Origin of the sequence: Luteibaculum oceani, assembly GCF_007995015.1 — a bacterium.
Taxonomy (GTDB): Bacteria; Bacteroidota; Bacteroidia; order Flavobacteriales_D; family Luteibaculaceae; genus Luteibaculum; species Luteibaculum oceani.
Genome location: NZ_VORB01000001.1, coordinates 271,850 through 288,958, shown reverse-complemented (window position 1 = coordinate 288,958; position 17,109 = coordinate 271,850). Strand labels below are relative to the sequence as shown.

Sequence of the window (17,109 nt, the reverse complement as noted above, 5' to 3'; positions counted from 1 at the left end):
CCACGCCACAAAATATGGCTTTATGATAAAGCTCAAGAGACCATTACATTTTATTAGCTGTCTAGTAATCAGCTTATTTGCAATTAATGCCACCGCGCAAAATATTTGCGCCAACAGAGCCGAAGTAAGTACAGATGCGTCTTGTATTGGATGTGGGGTAAACAACCCCGACAGTGCAGCAGATTGTAATCTTGACTCTCGCGCTACCATTACCGCAAACCTTCTACTTTCGGGTGGAGCCACATTGGATTTGTTTTTCGATGGCTACACTGGAGCAACAGGTGATACGGTTGAACTGTATGTGGCAGCATCTAACAATTCTGCGTTAAGCGGAACAACAGTAAGTTCATTTGGAACCGATGGAACTGGAATGATCCAGGAAAACCCCGATGGTAAAACATTGGCACAACTATCTATCGTAATGCAGGGCGATCTACTACGAGTTAGATTTTTCCCTGAATCTCCATTTACTGGGGTGCGTTTAAATTCTAACGCCCAAAATGGTGGTGGAAACTTTACGCTTGATGTTGCCAAGGCCCACGTTTTAAAATCTAGCGGTGTTGTTCGGGAAACGATTTGTGAAGAGCCAAACGTTCAAACCAACTCCCTGGGAGGTACTTGTACCGCTAACTTCTGTGAGGTTCAAAATCCCGACGCTATTTTAACAGAGAGCGAAGATGATTTTGCTACTATCAATGTTACTGCAGGGCTGTTGGCAGGAACCGCGGAATTAACTGGGTTCTGGAACCAACTTGGTTGTAGCCAAGATTCAGCAAGAATTCTTCTTCAATCCAATAATGCCCCAGCAAATGCTACAATTACTATCCGTGCACTTCAGAAAGATAATCCCGGTGATGCCGGAGCAGTAGTGGGGACAAGAACTATTACTGCACTTGGTACAGGTAAAGCTGAGTACTACATTCATCCTGGCGTTCCGTTCAATGCGGTTCAAGTAGAGGTGTCTGTAGGGGGTGGGTTTAACAATGCTTCTATCCGTGTTTACGCAATTTGCATGAAACGTGTAACACCTCCGCAACCCCTTAATGATCAAAGAAATTTAACGGTTTGTTTTGGTGAAGGAATTCTTCTTCAAACAGTTCCTTATAACAACGAAACTGCGAGATGGTACACGCAAAGAACCGGTGGAACTCCTGTTTTTACAGGGGATAACTACCAAACCGGACCATTAACTCAAGATACGGTCATCTATTTTGAAGGGTTTATTCCTGGTGCTGCAGGTTGTGTGTCTTCTTTTAGAGATTCCTTTGCTATCGATGTAACTCCAACTCCTCCAGCTGCGGATCCATTTAATGGAACATTGGTTGCATGTTTTAATGAGCCATATACCATTGCTCCAAAACCAGAGGGGAATGTATTCACATTCTATACTACAGATACCACTAGAATTATAACAGCATCTAATTTTACAATTCCTAATGTGCTATCTGATACTACCATTCTAGTGCAGAACACTGTTAATGGGCGATGTGGTTCTGAAAATCTAGTTGCAGCAAATATCGTTTTATACAAGGAACCTGTTGTTGCTCAGGTAGTGGATACAATCGGAATTTGTTTGAATCCATCTGGACAACCAATTAACAGTTTCCTTCCTGTTTCTGTGTTAGATGAGTCACCAAGAAATCTTGGGACTACCTACAGAGTTTATAATAGAAATAGAGTGTTAATCGGTGTAGGAGGGGGAAGTCCTGCTGAATTCGTTTTTGGGGATTCTGTTTTACTTCCAATTTCTCAGTTTGCAATAAACAGTGTTGGAGCGGTAGACTCCATTTTTGTGGACGCAGTTTCTGGTCCATGTACTGAATCTAAGAACAAACAAAAAATTATTTTAATTGGTGTTGAGCCAAGTACGGTTATTCCAGATGCAGACGATGTTTATGCCTGCGAAGGAGAAAACGTTACTTTAACCGTTAATAATCCTCAACCTTTCCAATACTATTATTGGTACGATAAGCCTGTAGGTGGATCTCCATTGTATATCGGAACAAGTATCACAATTCCTGCTCCTATGACGGAAGATACTCTGTATGTTGAGGGTGGATATGGTAGCTTCTGTACTTCTCCAGGTAGAGATACGGTAAGAATTGTACCGTTAAGCAGCATAGGAAATCCTTTTGAAAACCTAAGCGTAATAACTTGTGGAGATAGCACTGCGGTTATAGACTTAACAGATGCTGGTTATCCTCTTGCAGAAGGGTCCACTTATGAGTGGTATACTCAGGCAACTGGTGGTTTCCCAGTATTTGTTGGAGATAGTTTCGTAACTCCTCCTGCAACTGCTCCAAGAACATACTTCTTAGAAGTAAGTAACGCGAGCTGTCAAAACCGTTTCCAAGTACAGGTAGATACAGTTTCTCCTCCAGATATTTTGGTTAACCAAACATTGAGATATGCTTGTGAGGGTGATGTTGTGATTTTAACTGCGACTTCATCTGATAACAGAGCTACTTTTGACTGGTACAACAACCCAGTTTTTGGGGCGGGAAATAAACTTTCTTCTGATAACCCATTTAACTATAGCCCTGACTTTACAACAGGTGACGAGAAGGATGTCTATGTTCAAGCGGTTATTGATCAATGTAAATCTTCTGCAAGATCATTGATTAAGGTAGAGAACATTACAGACCGTCAGGAGCCAGTGGTAATGCCAATGGACACCGCTATCTGTGTTGGTCAGTCAATTACCTTTAATATCCAGCCAAGACTAGTGCCAGAGTTAGTAAATTACTCTTGGTGGGATGCAGTTAACGGTGGAAATAGAGTAAGCACTACTGCAAGCTTCTCAACTCCAAACCTAAACAGTAGCAAGAAGTATTATGCACAATTAGAGTTGGCAGATACAAATGTTTGTAAGGGTAGAGGAAGAACAGAAGTTAATGTAGACGTGCTTCCAAAACTAGCTACTCCAAGATTAAATGATAAGTGTGTTGCAGATAACAACAACGTAACTTATACATGGAACTCTATACCTGGAGCAACTGAGTACCAATACGAGATTAACATTACCGTTGATGGTAACCAACAAGCTCCTCAGACGGGAACAACGACTAACACGAGCTATACAGTTTCTGGATTACAACCAAACTCTATTGTTGAGTTTAACCTTAGAGCATTGGGTCAGCTTAACTGCCAAACTTCGGATCAAACCTTTAAGACTTGTGTAAGTAACGAGTGTGGGTTAGATAATTTATCTCCACAACAAGCATTTTACCAAGCTTGTGAGGGTGAGAATGTTACTGTTGGAATTTCTGGTGTACCAAGCGATGCAGTAGTAACTGTATTAGGTCAACCAGCTATAAACAACGGAAGCGGAAATTATTCTGCAGTGGTTACCGCGGCGGATAATCCAAGTGAATTAGACATTACACAAATCGTGAACTTCACTGTGTCATTGCCAAATGCTAATGGTTGTGATCCTGTTGATGTACCAGTAGTAATTAGAGTTTCTCCTACTCCAGAAGGTAAGATCACAGTGATTGCGCTAGATCCTGCAGTAATTGGTGGTAAGATTCAAGAGTATCAATTCATCGCAGACTTTAGAGGTGGAGATAAAACTTGGAGCTGGGATTTTGGAGATGGTAATACTTCTAACGAGAAGAACCCAGTTCACAAATACCAAGACGACGGAGTTTATACTGTAAAACTGGAGATCAACAAGGTTAACGCAGGTGAATTTGCATGTCCTGCTTCTGCTGAGGCTGAGGTTATAGTAACCAGTATTCCGGATCTATTTGTTCCAAACACCTTTACTCCAAATGGAGATGGTGCAAACGACGAATGGAGAGTATTTGGTAGAAACCTAGACCAAGAAGGATACAGTGTTAAGATATTCAACAGCTATGGAAACGTTGTTTTTGAATCTAGAGAATTAGATCAGATTTGGGATGGTACTTACGAAGGAGAGCCAGCCCCAATGGGAACGTATTACTATACCTTGGTAGTTTTCGACAGCATTGGTCAGAAACTAGTAAGGGAAGGAACCATTAACCTAATCCGTAAATAATTAAGAATTATACCAACGCAAAATGAATCGCAATTTTCAATCATATTTGATAGCGCTGGTAGTATTACTTAGCTGCTTAAGCGCAAAGGCTCAGGATCCACATTTTTCGCAGTATTTCCAGGCGCCTTTATACACCAACCCTGCTTTAACGGGGCAGCTAAATGGTAACTACCGTGTAACCGCATTGTATCGTTCGCAATGGCAAGCATTTGGTAATTCTTTTACCACAGCTTCAATCAGTGCAGATACGCGAAAAGATGCTTGGGGTCTAGGAGTTAGTATTATTGATGAATTATCAAGCAATAACAACTTCGGTACGCTAAATGGAATGGTTTCGGCATCTTATGATATAGCAGCCAAAAGCAATACTCCGCATCACTTTATTTTTGGTGTACAAGCTGGTGTGTTATATAAGTCGTACCGCACAGGTGATATTACCACTCCTTCTCAATGGGATCCTGCTACCGGTGGTGGTACAGGAGATTTAGGAGAAGACTTTGGTGGATTAAGCTCCATTATGCCAGACATAAACTTTGGTTTTATGTGGTTTAATGGTTCTGCTAAAGTTAGAGTAGCTCCTTTCGCAGGTGCTGCTGTTTTCCACCTTCTTGAGCCTAATGATGACTTTGGAGGGGGAAATGTTAAGTTGCCAAGAAGATATATGGTTCATGGTGGGGCTCGTATTAGAACCGATAATGGTTTAGACATTACTCCTCACGCGCAAATTATGTATCAGCGTATGGCATACAATGCTATCATTGGAACCAATTTTAGCTATGCATTAATAGATACAGAAACAAGGTTAGAAGGAGGTGTATCCTATCGTGTTAATGATGCGGTAATACCATACATTGGAATGTTGTACAAAGACTTTTTGTTTGGAGCAACTTTCGATGTAAATGTTTCTTCTCTTTCTGATGTTGGAACTTTCAAAAACGCGGTAGAGTTCTCGTTAACTTATACCAACAGAAAGAATAAGTATCGTCAAGAATATATTTGTCCAAGACTATAAAAGCCCTAACATGATCCGTCAAGCGTTTCAGCTTTTATTATTAACCGTTATAAGCGGTTTAGCGGTTAACACTTCCGCTCAAAGTTTTAGAAGCTCTCTTGAGTTAGCCGATTTGGCTTACAATCAAGGAAATTACTACACTGCTGCGCAGTACTATCACGAGGTGTTCCAAGAACTGAAGGAGCCAGAAAAAACTGCGTTCCCTTATGGAGGAGCTACCCCGAAGAAAAAAAATGAGGAGTTCAATACATACAAGTATGTAATTGGGCAGTTAGCTAGAAGTTATTACTTCTACAAAGACTACCCGAAAGCAGAAGCTTGGTATGCAAAAACGGTTTCTCTAGATGAATACAGTGACATCGAAAACCTAATCAATTATGGAATTTGCCTTAGAGCAAATGAAAATTTTGATGAGGCTGTTATCATGCTCAACAAAGCAAAACAACAATATCGTCCTAAGTACATAGAAAACGACGGTGGTAAGCTTGTTGAAAGCGAAAGCACTAAAGGCATGTACAAGCGTATTGAGTTTGAATTGGCTTGTGCGAAATTCGCTCAAGAGCAACTTAAAGTTAACTCGGCTTTTGTTCCGGAAAAACTAGATACCCTGGTTCTAAATGTGGAAGATGCTTCTAATTATGCGGCTAGTCTTATGCCAAATGATAAAATGGCATTCACAACTACAAGAACTATTGTGGATAATCCAAGTTCGAAAAAATACGGTGCGTATAGAAACTCGATAATGACTTATAACCTTATCGACTCTTCACTTACACCGCTAGAGTTTGGTTTTGGATTAGATCGTAATGCGGCTGCTCCTGCAGTTAATGGAGATGCAACTGCTATGTACTTTACTTCTTGGTCTAACGACGAGGAGAATCCACAATTAAAGATTTACATGTCTCGCCCATTAAATGACTCTATTTGGGAGGAGCCAAAGCCTCTAAATTCTATCGTAAACCTACCTGGAACAAATGCTAAGCAGCCTTCGGTAACTAAGGATGGAAGAATGTTATATTTTGCCAGCGATCGAAAAGAAGGTTTTGGTGGTTTTGATATCTACTACGTTAGGCTTGATGAAATGGGACAACCATTTGGAAGAGCATTAAACGCTGGTGATAACGTGAACACAGAACGCGACGAAGAAACACCTTTCTTTGATGAGGTAGGACAAATCCTATATTTCTCTTCAAAAGGATGGATTGGAATGGGAGGATTGGACGTCTTCATGGCTGAAAAAAGAAGCAATGGATTCGGTAAGGCTCAGAATATGGGTTACCCATTGAATTCTTCAAAAGACGATGCGTACTTCATCACTGCGAGCGATGTAAATATTGGTTATGTTTCTTCAGACCGTGGAAGAAATACTTGTTGTTATCAGTTGTATAGTTTCGAAATGGCCTACTACTTTGTTGGAGGTACAGTTCTTGATGCTGTAGACGACACTTACCTACAGAATGTTAAAGTAACTCTAATAGATTCTAACGGGTTAGAAGTTGCAATTGCTTACACCGATGATTTGGGTAAGTATACTTTGCCAGTTACTAAGGGAAGAAATTATAAAGTAATCTACAATAAGGATAATTTCCTTGAGGATGAGATGTTTATTTCAACCGCACTTATCTATCCTAATGATACAACAGATCTTGGAGTTGTAAAATTGATTACTACAGAAGTGGGTAGAGCGGTTAAGTTGGAAAACATCTATTACGATTTTGGAAAGGCCACTTTAAGAGAATCTTCTAAAGAGGTTCTTGCAAAGCTAGCTAGACAGCTTAAGAAGTATCCATACTTAGTGATCGAAATAGGTTCTCATACGGACAATATAGGATCTGATAAGTACAATTTTGATCTTTCCAATAGAAGGTCTCAATCGGTTGTTGATTTTCTTATTTCGCAGGGTATTAATAAATCTATGATTGTTGCGAGAGGTTATGGTGAATCCATGCCTAAGGTTCCAAATACCAATCCTGATGGATCGGATAATGAGGCAAACCGTCAGATCAATAGAAGAACTGAATTTAAGGTATTAGAGTATCGTTTCGAAAACGAGAAATAACAATAATGTAGGATAATGTGAACCCCGCGCTTGGCGTGGGGTTTTTTGTTATATGCCAAATTGCAATGGAGGGGAATAAAAAGGGAATTTGCATTCTAGGGTCTACCGGAAGTATTGGAACGCAAACTTTAGATGTAATCCGTGCAAATCAGGATAAATTTCAAGTTCAGGTTTTAGTTGCAGGTAGCAATTACGAATTGCTGTACAAACAAGCGGTAGAATTCGAACCTATTGCCGTTGTCATCAATTCTGAGGAGGGCTATAACAAGATCCACGATCCATTATTTGATAAGGGGATTAAAGTATATCAAGGTAAGCAGGCGATTTGCGATGTAGTTACTTTCCCAAGCGTAGATGTAGTCCTAACTGCAATGGTTGGAGCAGCTGGATTAGACCCTACTATCGCAGCCATCAAAAGCAAAAAGGTTATAGCCCTTGCCAACAAAGAAACGCTGGTGGTTGGTGGACATCTTATTGCGGAGTTATTAAAACAATACCCTACACCGATTATCCCTGTAGATTCTGAGCACTCAGCAATATTCCAATGCTTGGTTGGCGAAGGAAATAACGAATTAGAAAAGGTTATTCTAACCGCTTCCGGAGGACCATTTAGAGGGAAAACAAGAGATGAGCTTCAAGGCGTTACCCTGAAGCAAGCGCTTAAACATCCCAATTGGAGTATGGGAGCCAAAATCACCATCGATTCGGCTACCATGATGAACAAAGGCCTAGAGCTTATTGAAGCAAAATGGCTTTTTAGCTGTCCATCAGAAAAATTGGAAGTTATTGTACACCCGCAATCTATTATCCATTCGCTCGTTCAATTTACCGATGGTAGTATGAAAGCTCAAATGGGCCTACCTGATATGAAGTTACCCATTCAGTATGCCCTAGCGTACCCGAATAGAATCAGCAACGATTTTCCGCGTTTCAATTTTATGGATTACCCCCAACTAAATTTCGAACAGCCCGATTTAAACACTTTTAAAAATTTACAGCTGGCCTACGACGCTATTGAGGCTAGTAACGGAATGGCATGCGTGTTAAATGCTGCTAACGAAGTTACCGTTGACGCCTTTTTAAAAGAGAAAATCGGATTTTTGGAAATTGGAGATAGTAATGAAGAAATTATGGGGCAATTTGCGGGAGCAAAAGCAAATAATTTCGACGACTTATTTGCCTTAGATCAAGAAGTAAGAATGGCCACCAGCCAATTCATTAAAACAAAAGTTTAAATCACCATATGGAATTTTCGGTTATCCTTATTAAGGCCGCTCAACTAATACTTTCACTTTCAATTTTAATTGTACTTCACGAACTGGGACATTTTATCCCAGCTAGACTATTTGGTACTCGGGTTGAGAAGTTTTACCTCTTTTTCGATTGGAAATTTTCCTTACTAAAATTCAAGAAGGGAGATACAGAATATGGAATTGGCTGGATTCCACTTGGAGGCTATGTTAAAATTTCAGGGATGATAGATGAATCCATGGATAAAGAACAACTAGCCAAGGATCCAGAACCCTATGAATTTAGAAGTAAGCCAGCATGGCAGCGATTAATTATTATGCTAGGGGGGGTTACGGTAAATCTTATTCTGGGATTCTTTATTTACGCTATGGTTCTATTTGCCTATGGATCAGATAAGTTACCCCTGAAATCCGCTGAGTTCGGTATGGAATATGCCGAATTGTTACAAGAACAAGGATTTGTTAATGGAGATAAACTGGTAAAGATTGGTGATAAAGAGGTAAAGTATTTCAGTGAGGTAAATGCAGCGCTGATCATCGAAGATTATAACTCCGTTACCGTAGAGCGAAATGGAACTATTCAAGAGATAGAAATAGCACCAGATTTTAAGGAAAAATTAATAGAGGCCAACCCGCGTTCACCAGTATTGCAGCCTAGAATTCCATTTTTAATTGATTCGGTATTGCCTAACAGCCTGGCCAGTAAAGCTGGGCTATTGAAAGGAGATAGAATTGTAAAAGCTGACAGCGACAGTGCACTTATGCTTATGGAAGTGCGCGAAAGAATTGGCAAAGCAAAGGGCGATACTATTCTTTTAGGAGTGATATCAAGTTCTGGAGACTACCGACAACTTAAAGTTACTCCAGACACCAGTGGAACAATAGGCGTATTTATGGCTCCACCTACCCGTTTTTTAGAGGTGGAAAAAGTAAATTATTCTTTTGCAGAAGCTATTCCAGCAGGATTTAATCTGTGCATTTCTACCTTAACTAATTATGTACGTTCCTTAAAACTTTTAGGCACAAAAGCAGGAGCATCTAGTATTGGTGGATTTGGGAGTATAGGGAACCTATTTCCGGCCACATGGGACTGGGAGTCATTTTGGAGATTAACGGCCTTTATATCCATTGTTTTGGCTTTTATGAATGTGTTACCTATTCCTGCACTCGACGGTGGGCATGTAATTTTCTTGCTTTGGGAGATTATTTCAGGTAAAAAGCCACCTCAAAAGGTGCTAGAAGTAGCCCAAACCATAGGAATGGTTCTTCTTCTTGCACTACTCTTATTCGCAAACATCAACGATATCATAAAGGGTATATTCGGATAGGATAAAAGTTATATTCGTGGCATGGATTCTTTTACCCTCATTATTGTCGCGTCGGCAGTAATCATACTGTCGTATTTCTTTAACATCCTTGCAAAGCGGACTAACGTCCCTTCGGTACTGATGTTAATCGGGTTGGGGTTGATTATTCAGCAATTTGCCCCCAGCGGTGCTGCAAATAGCAGTCGACTGATGCCCGTTCTCGAAATTCTTGGGAATGTTGGGCTGATCATGATTGTTCTTGAGGCAGCTTTAGACCTAGAACTTAAAAAGGAAAAATGGCCTATCATTTGGCGATCCATGGTGGTAGCCTTATTAGCTTTAATCGTTAGTAGCTTTGTCTGTGCCTTTGTTATTAATTATTTCCTAATCAGCGATCCATTCACCTCTTTGGTTTATGCCATTCCACTCTCAATAATGAGCAGTGCCATTATCATTCCATCGGTTGTTTCTTTGGAGGAAGATAAGAAAGAGTTTATGGTATACGAGAGCACCTTTTCCGATATCATGGGAATAATGTTTTTCTACTTCTTGGTTGGAAATGCAGGTGTGGAAGATACCCAAGCCGTAGTGATCGATGTAGTTGGAAATATTGTACTTACCATCATCCTATCTGTATTAATTAGTTACCTGCTTGTTCTCGTTTTCCAAAAGATTAAAACTCAAGTAAAACTGTTTTTATTGATTGCGGTTTTAACCATGTTGTATGCCATTGGAAAAAAATTCCACCTTTCATCGCTGTTAATTATCCTGGTTTTTGGTTTGGTGCTGAATAACAGGAGGATCTTCTTTAAGGGAGTTTTAGACCGATGGGTGGATAAGCCGGCGGTACAGGAAATCTTAAATAACTTTCATCTCATTACTATAGAAACAGCGTTTGTGGTACGAACCTTTTTCTTTGTGATTTTTGGGATGAGCATTGTATTAGTTTCTTTGCTAAACCTAAAGTTTGCACTTATTTCGGTACTTATTGTGGCCGGTCTTTATGGAGTTAGATATTTGATGTTGAAGGTGTTTGTTGGAAATGATATTCTTCCTCAATTGTTTATTGCTCCAAGGGGGTTGATTACCATCTTATTATTTTACGCTATACCCACCGAGTATAAGTCCCCAGAGTTTTCCGAAAGTATATTGCTTTTCGCTATTTTATCAACCAGTATTATCATGAGTATTTCGCTGGTGAATGATTCGCGTAAAAAAGGCCATGAAGGCGCTATAGGCGCAGTTGGTTTTATGGAAGAGGAAGATTTAAAACCTGCAGTTGAGAATGATATAAATCAGGATGAAGTGCAGAAGGATAGCGATGAGTCGAAACTGAATGATTAGAATTTATATATTGGTAGAAAAATCCCCGTTCGCATGAATTGTATAATAGTAGATGACGAAGAGTTAAGCCGCTTGGCAATAAAGAAGTGTGTAGAACAGACTTCTTTTTTAAACTTGGTCGGGATTTGTAACGATGCGCTGGAGGCTACGGAGTTACTGCAATCCGAGCAGATAGATTTGGTGTTTTTAGATATAGAAATGCCGAATATGAGTGGTATAGATTTAGTGAAGAACTTCGAGGTTCCACAAATCATTTTCATTACCAGTAAGAGTGAGTTTGCATCTGAAGCTTTTGAGCTAGACGTAACAGATTACATTGTTAAGCCGGTAGAGCTTCCCAGATTTTTAAAGGCGGTTAATAAGGCCAAAGAAATTCACGATAATAAAGCCAGTGCAGAGGTACATTCTGATCACGTATTTATAAAACAAGATTCTAGATATATCAAAATAAGATTAGAAGATATTTTCTACATAGAGGCTTTAGCCGATTATGTGAACATTTATCTAGAATCTAAACGTCATACTATTCTTTCAACTATGAAAGCTATTGAGGCCAAGTTGCCCGACGAGCAGTTTGTTCGTGTGCATAGGTCCTACATAGTTCGTATAGATAGAATTAAAGAAATAGAGGACAATACCATTGTAATGGGGGAGAAACTAATTCCGGTTTCGCGTTCGTACAAAGAAAATTTAATGAATCATCTAAAGATGCTTTAATCAATGATTAGAACATTGTTATTATCGGGAGCCATTCTATTGAGTGGCTCTTTGCTTTTAGGACAAAATCAAGCAACTCAAAAATCAGGGGAACAATCAGAAAAAAAAGGAGGAGTTTGGAAATTTAAAGGATTGTCCAGCCTTAACTTTACCCAAGTTGCGCTTTCCAATTGGAATGGAGGGGGTAATTCTGCTGTATCGGCAAATGCCTTAGGTAACTACTCCGCGACTTATGCCAAGGGTAAAACCAAATGGGAAAACACCTTAAACCTTGGTTATGGTATTCAAAATACAGAGGAAAACGGTACTCGGAAAACCGATGACAAATTAGAGTTTAACTCTAAATTCGGAACTCCAGCATATCGCAAGTGGAGATATACCTCTATATTGAATTTCCGGTCTCAGTTTCAACCGGGTTTCCAATTCCCAAATGATACTACCAAAGTAAAAATCTCGAATTGGCTCGCACCAGGATACGTTAACTTTTCTGTGGGTTTATCGAATCATCCATTTGATTGGTTGGATATTTATTTTTCTCCTTTTTCATCTAAGTTAACTTTGGTAATGGATGAGGAATTATCTGCCAAAGGTTCCTTTGGTGTGGAGGCTGGAGAAAATTATAGATATGAACTGGGGGGTATATTAAAGATAGGAATAGACGCTACTATAATGGAAAATGTGAATTATAAATCGGCGTTGGAGCTGTTTTCTAATTACACTGAAAATCCTCAAAATATTGATGTAAATTGGGATAACATTGTAGCGTTTCAAATCAATAAATTTTTGTCTGCTAGCATTGCTTGGACACTGATTTACGACGATGATATAAAACTGCCTGTAGATGCCAATGATGACGGAGTAACCGATTATACGGCACCAAGAACGCAGTTAAAACAAGTAATTAGTTTGGGAATACAACACAAATTCTAATGGGTTTAGATTTATCAAATGCCGACGAAATAGGCGGACAAGATCCGGAGTTCCTAAAGGAATTGATGGAGGTTTATATCAGAAGGTTTCCAGAGTATCACGATACCCTAGAACAGGCCATTAAAGAAAAAAATCTCGAAGAAATGGCTTCCAGACTGCACCGTGTTAAATCTGCTGCGTCTGTGTTGGGGTATAAAAATTTTTGTGCCGAACTTAGAGACGCCGAGAACTATTGTCTGAGTCCCGAAGCTAAGTTGGATAAAGCATTAGAATTAAGTGAAGATCTGCTGGCTAAATTTAAGGTAAGTCTTAAAGAGGTAGAGCAGCATCTTAAATCCATGGAATAAACTTGAAAAGAGTAACTATAATAGGGCAAGGATTGGCAGGGTCGGTTCTTGCCTTTTCTCTTTATAAGCGTGGTGTACAAGTTCGCATTGTAGATAATAACTGGAAAAATGCAGCCAGTAAAGTTGCTGCCGGAATGTGGAATCCGGTAAACTTTCGTAGGATGATTCCAGGTTGGAGAGTTGAGGATCTGCTTCCCTCCATGCTAAAATTCTTCTCTGAATTAGAAAGTGAGCTCGATGTAAAATTGCTACACCAAAAGCATTTAATTAGACGTATTCCCGATGAAGCTTCCAGAAAACTGTGGAAAAATCAAGAAGAGAAGCTGCAAAAGTACTCCGATCTAAAAGCTTCTCTAGCAGAGGCCGATGCGATGAATTGGCCAAACGGATACGGGATAATACCATCTTGTGGTGTGTTGGATATTCCCCTTTTTTTAGAAAAAACGAAGCGATTTTTTATTAATCAGGATGCCTATTGTATGGGGGAATTCAGCTGGAATGAGCCATTGCCTGACGATGAACTGATTATTTCATGTGAGGGCTATGCAACCCGAAATAACCCATATTTTAATTGGGTACCCATAGGTGCGAATCACGGTGAAATTCTGGAAATTAAAGATCCTCAGAACTGGAATAGCTCAAATATTCTAAACTGCGGAAAATTCCTTTTTAAAGCACCAAATGGCGTATGGAAAGCAGGATCAGTTTATGTTCCCGAGAATGAGCAATTAACTCCAATAGATGGAGCTGCCGATGAAATAAAAGAACCTATTGAAAAGGCTTTGAAAGAGCGCTTATCCATTAATAATATAACGGTAGGAATAAGGCCTACCAGTAAGGATAGAGCTCCGGTAATGGGTTTTCATCCAGAAACAAAGAACATCGGAATTTTTGGAGGCTTGGGAACAAAAGGGGTGTTAAATGCACCATTTTTTGCAGAACAGTTTTCGGAGCATATTTGCAATGGAAAAGAAATAGATAGGGAAGTAGCTATCGATCGATTTTTAAAAAAGCATTATGATAAAAAGAATTGAGCATTTAGGAATAGCAGTAGATAACCTTGAAAAGGGGAATGAGGTTTTTGCCAAAATCCTAAACATCCAACCATATAAAGAAGAAGCGGTAGAGAGAGAGGGTGTAACCACATCTTTTTTTAAAGTGGGAGAGAGCCAGGTGGAGTTATTGGAAGCGAGTAAGGAAGAAAGCCCCATTGCGAAGTTTATTGCCAAAAAGGGAGGCGGAATGCACCACGTGGCATTTTATACCGATGATATTAAAGCTGAAATGGCAAGATTAAAATCTGAGGGGTTTGAATTGCTTTCTGATGAGCCCAAACCAGGAGCGGATGGAAAATTAATCTGTTTTCTTCACCCTAAGTATACCGCGGGGGTTTTAGTAGAGCTATGCCAGGATGCTTAAGGCATAGCTTCGTAGTAGTGCTCTAACCTTTCCGAGGCTTCGTTAAAGTCCTTGCCAAAGGAAATGATACCGCCTTCGTGCCCGGCCATGATTAATATTTTGTGTTGTGGCAAATCGGGAAGGCGCCACAAGCGAAAAATTTCTCGAGCCATTTCCGGCGTTCCGTAGGGAATTTCTGCTTTGGTGGTGGGCAATAAATCCATGTAGTGTTGCCACATATCGTTGTTGTGGATATGGATTACGGCATTAATATCAGGATCTAGCTCGTAAATGGCGGCGTGGGTTAAACTTTCGCTAGAAGCCTTAATTGGACCCTCGCAGCTTAGTTTGTTGCCGGCAATATGGTAGTGCGTAACTCTACAAAAATGTTCTGGAGCTATTCTAACGAAATGTCCAGTTTGGGTGCCACTTATGATAAACTGATTGCCCGATTCTCGAAAGGAAATATTCCCAAAACCTACGTCATGGGTTGTGTCATGACCAATAAATCCCAAATCGAACATGCGATCGCGATGATGAAAAATGGGATGGTTTGCTTTTACTACTTTATCTGGTGATTGTTTCCAGTCTATATCAAACTTGATGTACCCTTCGTCTATCATAATTCTACGCTCATAAAGCATTGTGAAACCCCTTCTTCCGAAGCGGTTTTAATTCCATTTTCTGTAATCAATCCCGAAATAAGATGTGCAGGAGTGATGTCAAATCCAGGGTTGTATCCAGGAGTTTCTTCGGGGCAAATTAACACCTTATCCATGGCTCCTGCTTTGTTTTTACCGTAAACGTACTTCACTTCTTTATCAGAACGATTTTCAATTTTAATCTCATCCCCAGAAGCAATGGCTGTATCTATGGTTGAGCTAGGCAGTGCAACATAAAATGGAATATGGTTGTCGTTGGCGGCCAGGGCTTTTAAGTAGGTGCCAATTTTGTTGGCAACGTCACCATTTCTGCTTACCCTATCTGCTCCAACAATAACCAAGTCTACCATGCCGTTTCGCATAAGCAGTCCACCGGCGTTATCGGTAATTAAATGGTGTGGCACTCCCTGTTGTTGCAATTCGAAAGCCGTTAGATTGGCTCCTTGATTTCGGGGTCGGGTTTCATCCACCCAAACATGTACGTTTATACCCTTTTCATGAGCTTGGTAGATGGGCGATGTCGCAGTACCCCAGTCTATACAGGCCAACCAACCCGCGTTGCAATGCGTAAGAATGTGAACGGGTTCGCCATCTTCTTTTGTAGCAGCTAATTCTTCTATTATAGAAAGACCGTATTCGCCAATTGCTTTGCAGGCAGCCTCGTCTTCCTTCATCATCCTAACTGCATTATCGAAAAGCAAATCGGCCAACTCATAGTGGCCTAAATCTTTATTTTCTAATAGCACCTTTTCTTGCTCGTTGAGCGCCCAAAACAGATTCACAGCAGTTGGGCGCGTTTGACGTAGGCGATTAATTCTTTCCTGTACGTAGGTAAAAGTTTGATCACCCTGAGTTTCGAAACAAGCCAAATAAACTCCGAATGCGGCAGTAATTCCAATTAAAGGAGCACCGCGCACGACCATTTTCTCTATGGCTTTTGCTGCAGTTTCGGAATCTTTTATTTCGTAAACCTCCGTTTTGTGAGGGAACTTTCGTTGATCGTAGGTGTAGATCGTATGTTTCTTGTTATCGTCGAACCAAATGGTTCTTCCAGAACGGCCATTTAATTTCATGGATTTAAAATAGTAGTTTTCGGTGGTAATTGATAAGACTTAGATGGAAATTCCTAAAAAAATAACACCACCTTATTGGGCGGTTATTTTCAGTAGCAAGAAAAGAAATAATGATCCTGAGTTTACCAAAGTTTCCGATTATTTGGATGAAATCGTTGTTAAACAGGAGGGATATTTAGGTCATGAGACAGTAGGACAGGATCCTTCCATTACCATTTCATATTGGAAAGATATGGAGTCGATTAAAAAATGGAGAAATCATCCCGACCATCATGCGGCAATAGAAAGGAGCCGGAAGGAGTGGTTTGAATACTACAATATAAAGATTGCCGAGGTTAAAGGTGGGCATTATTGGGAGCACAGGTAATCCCAAAATTCTTTGTTCTTTTCGTTGGGTACATGAACTGCAGGTAATCCAGCGGAATTAGAACCTTCGACATTCTCAAATGTATCATCAAAAAAGATATACGAATCTGCATTCCCGGGGATTTGGCGCATTGCCGATTGATAAATGGATGCATCTGGTTTGCGTTGGTTCATTTCGTAAGAGAGAAAACACTTGGTAAAAATAGCTTCCAGTCCGTCCACGCCAAATTCATTTCTCAAGTATTGGTTTATAGCCTGGATATGTATTTCGTTGGTATTAGACAGGAGGTAGATTTCCTCTTTTTCCTTCAGTTTTAACAGGCATTGTAGTCGGTGTTTAGGAACATCGAGAAGAAGTTCATTCCAAATTTTTTCGAATTCGGGATATTTAAGTTGTTGATTAAGCCAGGGGTTAATTTGCTCGAGAAGGGCTAATCTATCGAAGGATCCGATTTCGAATTTGGTAAAAAGCTTTTGGAAATGAGCTTCAGCTAAAGCAGGATCTCTCGAGGGGTGCAACCGATCTTTCATGGCGTTGAAAGTAAGGGGTGGATGGATATTAATAATAACACCACCGAGATCGAATATTTTTATGCGGTCTTTTTGGAAACTGTACATGCAAG

At 40.1% G+C, this 17,109-nt stretch carries 15 protein-coding genes; 12 read left to right on the top strand and 3 right to left on the bottom strand.

Features of this window, described 5'->3' with window-relative positions; translation table 11 throughout:
- Positions 1 to 22 precede the first annotated feature (22 nt).
- The 11 genes from FRX97_RS01250 (at position 23) to mce (ending at position 14,406) form a co-directional block, all read left to right on the top strand.
- Positions 23 to 4,021: an Ig-like domain-containing protein gene (locus FRX97_RS01250; RefSeq protein WP_170226973.1), complete on the top strand. Its 3,999-nt coding sequence runs from the start codon at positions 23 to 25 to the stop codon at positions 4,019 to 4,021.
- Between the two features lie 22 nt (positions 4,022 to 4,043).
- Positions 4,044 to 5,033: a PorP/SprF family type IX secretion system membrane protein gene (locus tag FRX97_RS01245; RefSeq protein WP_147012556.1), complete on the top strand. Its 990-nt coding sequence runs from the start codon at positions 4,044 to 4,046 to the stop codon at positions 5,031 to 5,033.
- A gap of 10 nt (positions 5,034 to 5,043) precedes the next feature.
- Entirely contained in the window at positions 5,044 to 7,092 is a 2,049-nt protein-coding gene (locus FRX97_RS01240; RefSeq protein WP_147012554.1) for an OmpA family protein, read from the top strand.
- A gap of 65 nt (positions 7,093 to 7,157) precedes the next feature.
- A complete protein-coding gene (locus FRX97_RS01235) occupies positions 7,158 to 8,327 on the top strand; it encodes a 1-deoxy-D-xylulose-5-phosphate reductoisomerase (RefSeq protein ID WP_147012552.1) in 1,170 nt (389 codons plus the stop codon).
- 8 nt (positions 8,328 to 8,335) lie between these two features.
- Positions 8,336 to 9,670, top strand: a complete 1,335-nt coding sequence (gene rseP, locus FRX97_RS01230) for an RIP metalloprotease RseP (RefSeq protein ID WP_147012550.1) — start codon at positions 8,336 to 8,338, stop codon at positions 9,668 to 9,670.
- Positions 9,671 to 9,691: 21 nt separating this feature from the next.
- On the top strand, positions 9,692 to 10,993 hold the full coding sequence (locus tag FRX97_RS01225) for a cation:proton antiporter domain-containing protein (protein WP_147012548.1): 1,302 nt from the start codon (positions 9,692 to 9,694) through the stop codon (positions 10,991 to 10,993).
- 33 nt (positions 10,994 to 11,026) lie between these two features.
- Positions 11,027 to 11,710, top strand: a complete 684-nt coding sequence (locus tag FRX97_RS01220) for a LytR/AlgR family response regulator transcription factor (protein ID WP_147012545.1) — start codon at positions 11,027 to 11,029, stop codon at positions 11,708 to 11,710.
- Between the two features lie 3 nt (positions 11,711 to 11,713).
- Entirely contained in the window at positions 11,714 to 12,640 is a 927-nt protein-coding gene (locus tag FRX97_RS01215; RefSeq protein WP_147012543.1) for a DUF3078 domain-containing protein, read from the top strand.
- On the top strand, positions 12,640 to 12,987 hold the full coding sequence (locus FRX97_RS01210) for an Hpt domain-containing protein (RefSeq protein ID WP_147012541.1): 348 nt from the start codon (positions 12,640 to 12,642) through the stop codon (positions 12,985 to 12,987). The genes FRX97_RS01215 and FRX97_RS01210 overlap by 1 nt, the downstream gene beginning before the upstream one ends.
- A 2-nt stretch (positions 12,988 to 12,989) precedes the next feature.
- A complete protein-coding gene (locus tag FRX97_RS01205) occupies positions 12,990 to 14,021 on the top strand; it encodes an NAD(P)/FAD-dependent oxidoreductase (RefSeq protein ID WP_170226972.1) in 1,032 nt (343 codons plus the stop codon).
- A complete protein-coding gene (mce, locus tag FRX97_RS01200) occupies positions 14,005 to 14,406 on the top strand; it encodes a methylmalonyl-CoA epimerase (RefSeq protein ID WP_147012537.1) in 402 nt (133 codons plus the stop codon). Before FRX97_RS01205 ends, mce begins: the two co-directional genes overlap by 17 nt.
- On the opposite strand, the gene FRX97_RS01195 is transcribed toward mce, so the two are convergent.
- Together FRX97_RS01195 and mtnA are read right to left on the bottom strand one after the other, a co-directional pair.
- Positions 14,403 to 15,008: a class II aldolase/adducin family protein gene (locus FRX97_RS01195; RefSeq protein WP_223266535.1), complete on the bottom strand. Its 606-nt coding sequence runs from the start codon at positions 15,006 to 15,008 to the stop codon at positions 14,403 to 14,405. The genes mce and FRX97_RS01195 overlap by 4 nt on opposite strands.
- A complete protein-coding gene (gene mtnA / locus FRX97_RS01190) occupies positions 15,005 to 16,120 on the bottom strand; it encodes an S-methyl-5-thioribose-1-phosphate isomerase (RefSeq protein ID WP_147012535.1) in 1,116 nt (371 codons plus the stop codon). Before mtnA ends, FRX97_RS01195 begins: the two co-directional genes overlap by 4 nt.
- 43 nt (positions 16,121 to 16,163) lie before the next feature.
- Between mtnA and FRX97_RS01185 the strand changes: the two genes are divergently transcribed.
- The gene (locus FRX97_RS01185; RefSeq protein ID WP_147012533.1) at positions 16,164 to 16,487 is read left to right on the top strand and encodes an antibiotic biosynthesis monooxygenase family protein; all 324 of its coding nucleotides are present in this window, start codon (positions 16,164 to 16,166) and stop codon (positions 16,485 to 16,487) included.
- Here FRX97_RS01185 and FRX97_RS01180 read toward each other — a convergent pair.
- A complete protein-coding gene (locus tag FRX97_RS01180; protein WP_147012531.1) occupies positions 16,469 to 17,104 on the bottom strand; it encodes an HAD family hydrolase in 636 nt (211 codons plus the stop codon). The two genes, FRX97_RS01185 and FRX97_RS01180, sit on opposite strands and share 19 nt — an antisense overlap.
- Between the last annotated feature and the right edge of the window lie 5 nt (positions 17,105 to 17,109).

Bases quoted from the DNA above. Each gene is read 5' to 3' on its own strand.
- FRX97_RS01250 (WP_170226973.1), top strand. From the start codon at position 23: ATGATAAAGCTCAAGAGACCATTACATTTTATTAGCTGTCTAGTAATC.
- FRX97_RS01245 (WP_147012556.1), top strand. From the start codon at position 4,044: ATGAATCGCAATTTTCAATCATATTTGATAGCGCTGGTAGTATTACTT.
- FRX97_RS01240 (WP_147012554.1), top strand. From the start codon at position 5,044: ATGATCCGTCAAGCGTTTCAGCTTTTATTATTAACCGTTATAAGCGGT.
- FRX97_RS01235 (WP_147012552.1), top strand. From the start codon at position 7,158: ATGGAGGGGAATAAAAAGGGAATTTGCATTCTAGGGTCTACCGGAAGT.
- rseP (WP_147012550.1), top strand. From the start codon at position 8,336: ATGGAATTTTCGGTTATCCTTATTAAGGCCGCTCAACTAATACTTTCA.
- FRX97_RS01225 (WP_147012548.1), top strand. From the start codon at position 9,692: ATGGATTCTTTTACCCTCATTATTGTCGCGTCGGCAGTAATCATACTG.
- FRX97_RS01220 (WP_147012545.1), top strand. From the start codon at position 11,027: ATGAATTGTATAATAGTAGATGACGAAGAGTTAAGCCGCTTGGCAATA.
- FRX97_RS01215 (WP_147012543.1), top strand. From the start codon at position 11,714: ATGATTAGAACATTGTTATTATCGGGAGCCATTCTATTGAGTGGCTCT.
- FRX97_RS01210 (WP_147012541.1), top strand. From the start codon at position 12,640: ATGGGTTTAGATTTATCAAATGCCGACGAAATAGGCGGACAAGATCCG.
- mce (WP_147012537.1), top strand. From the start codon at position 14,005: ATGATAAAAAGAATTGAGCATTTAGGAATAGCAGTAGATAACCTTGAA.
- FRX97_RS01195 (WP_223266535.1), bottom strand. From the start codon at position 15,008: ATGATAGACGAAGGGTACATCAAGTTTGATATAGACTGGAAACAATCA.
- mtnA (WP_147012535.1), bottom strand. From the start codon at position 16,120: ATGAAATTAAATGGCCGTTCTGGAAGAACCATTTGGTTCGACGATAAC.
- FRX97_RS01185 (WP_147012533.1), top strand. From the start codon at position 16,164: ATGGAAATTCCTAAAAAAATAACACCACCTTATTGGGCGGTTATTTTC.
- FRX97_RS01180 (WP_147012531.1), bottom strand. From the start codon at position 17,104: ATGTACAGTTTCCAAAAAGACCGCATAAAAATATTCGATCTCGGTGGT.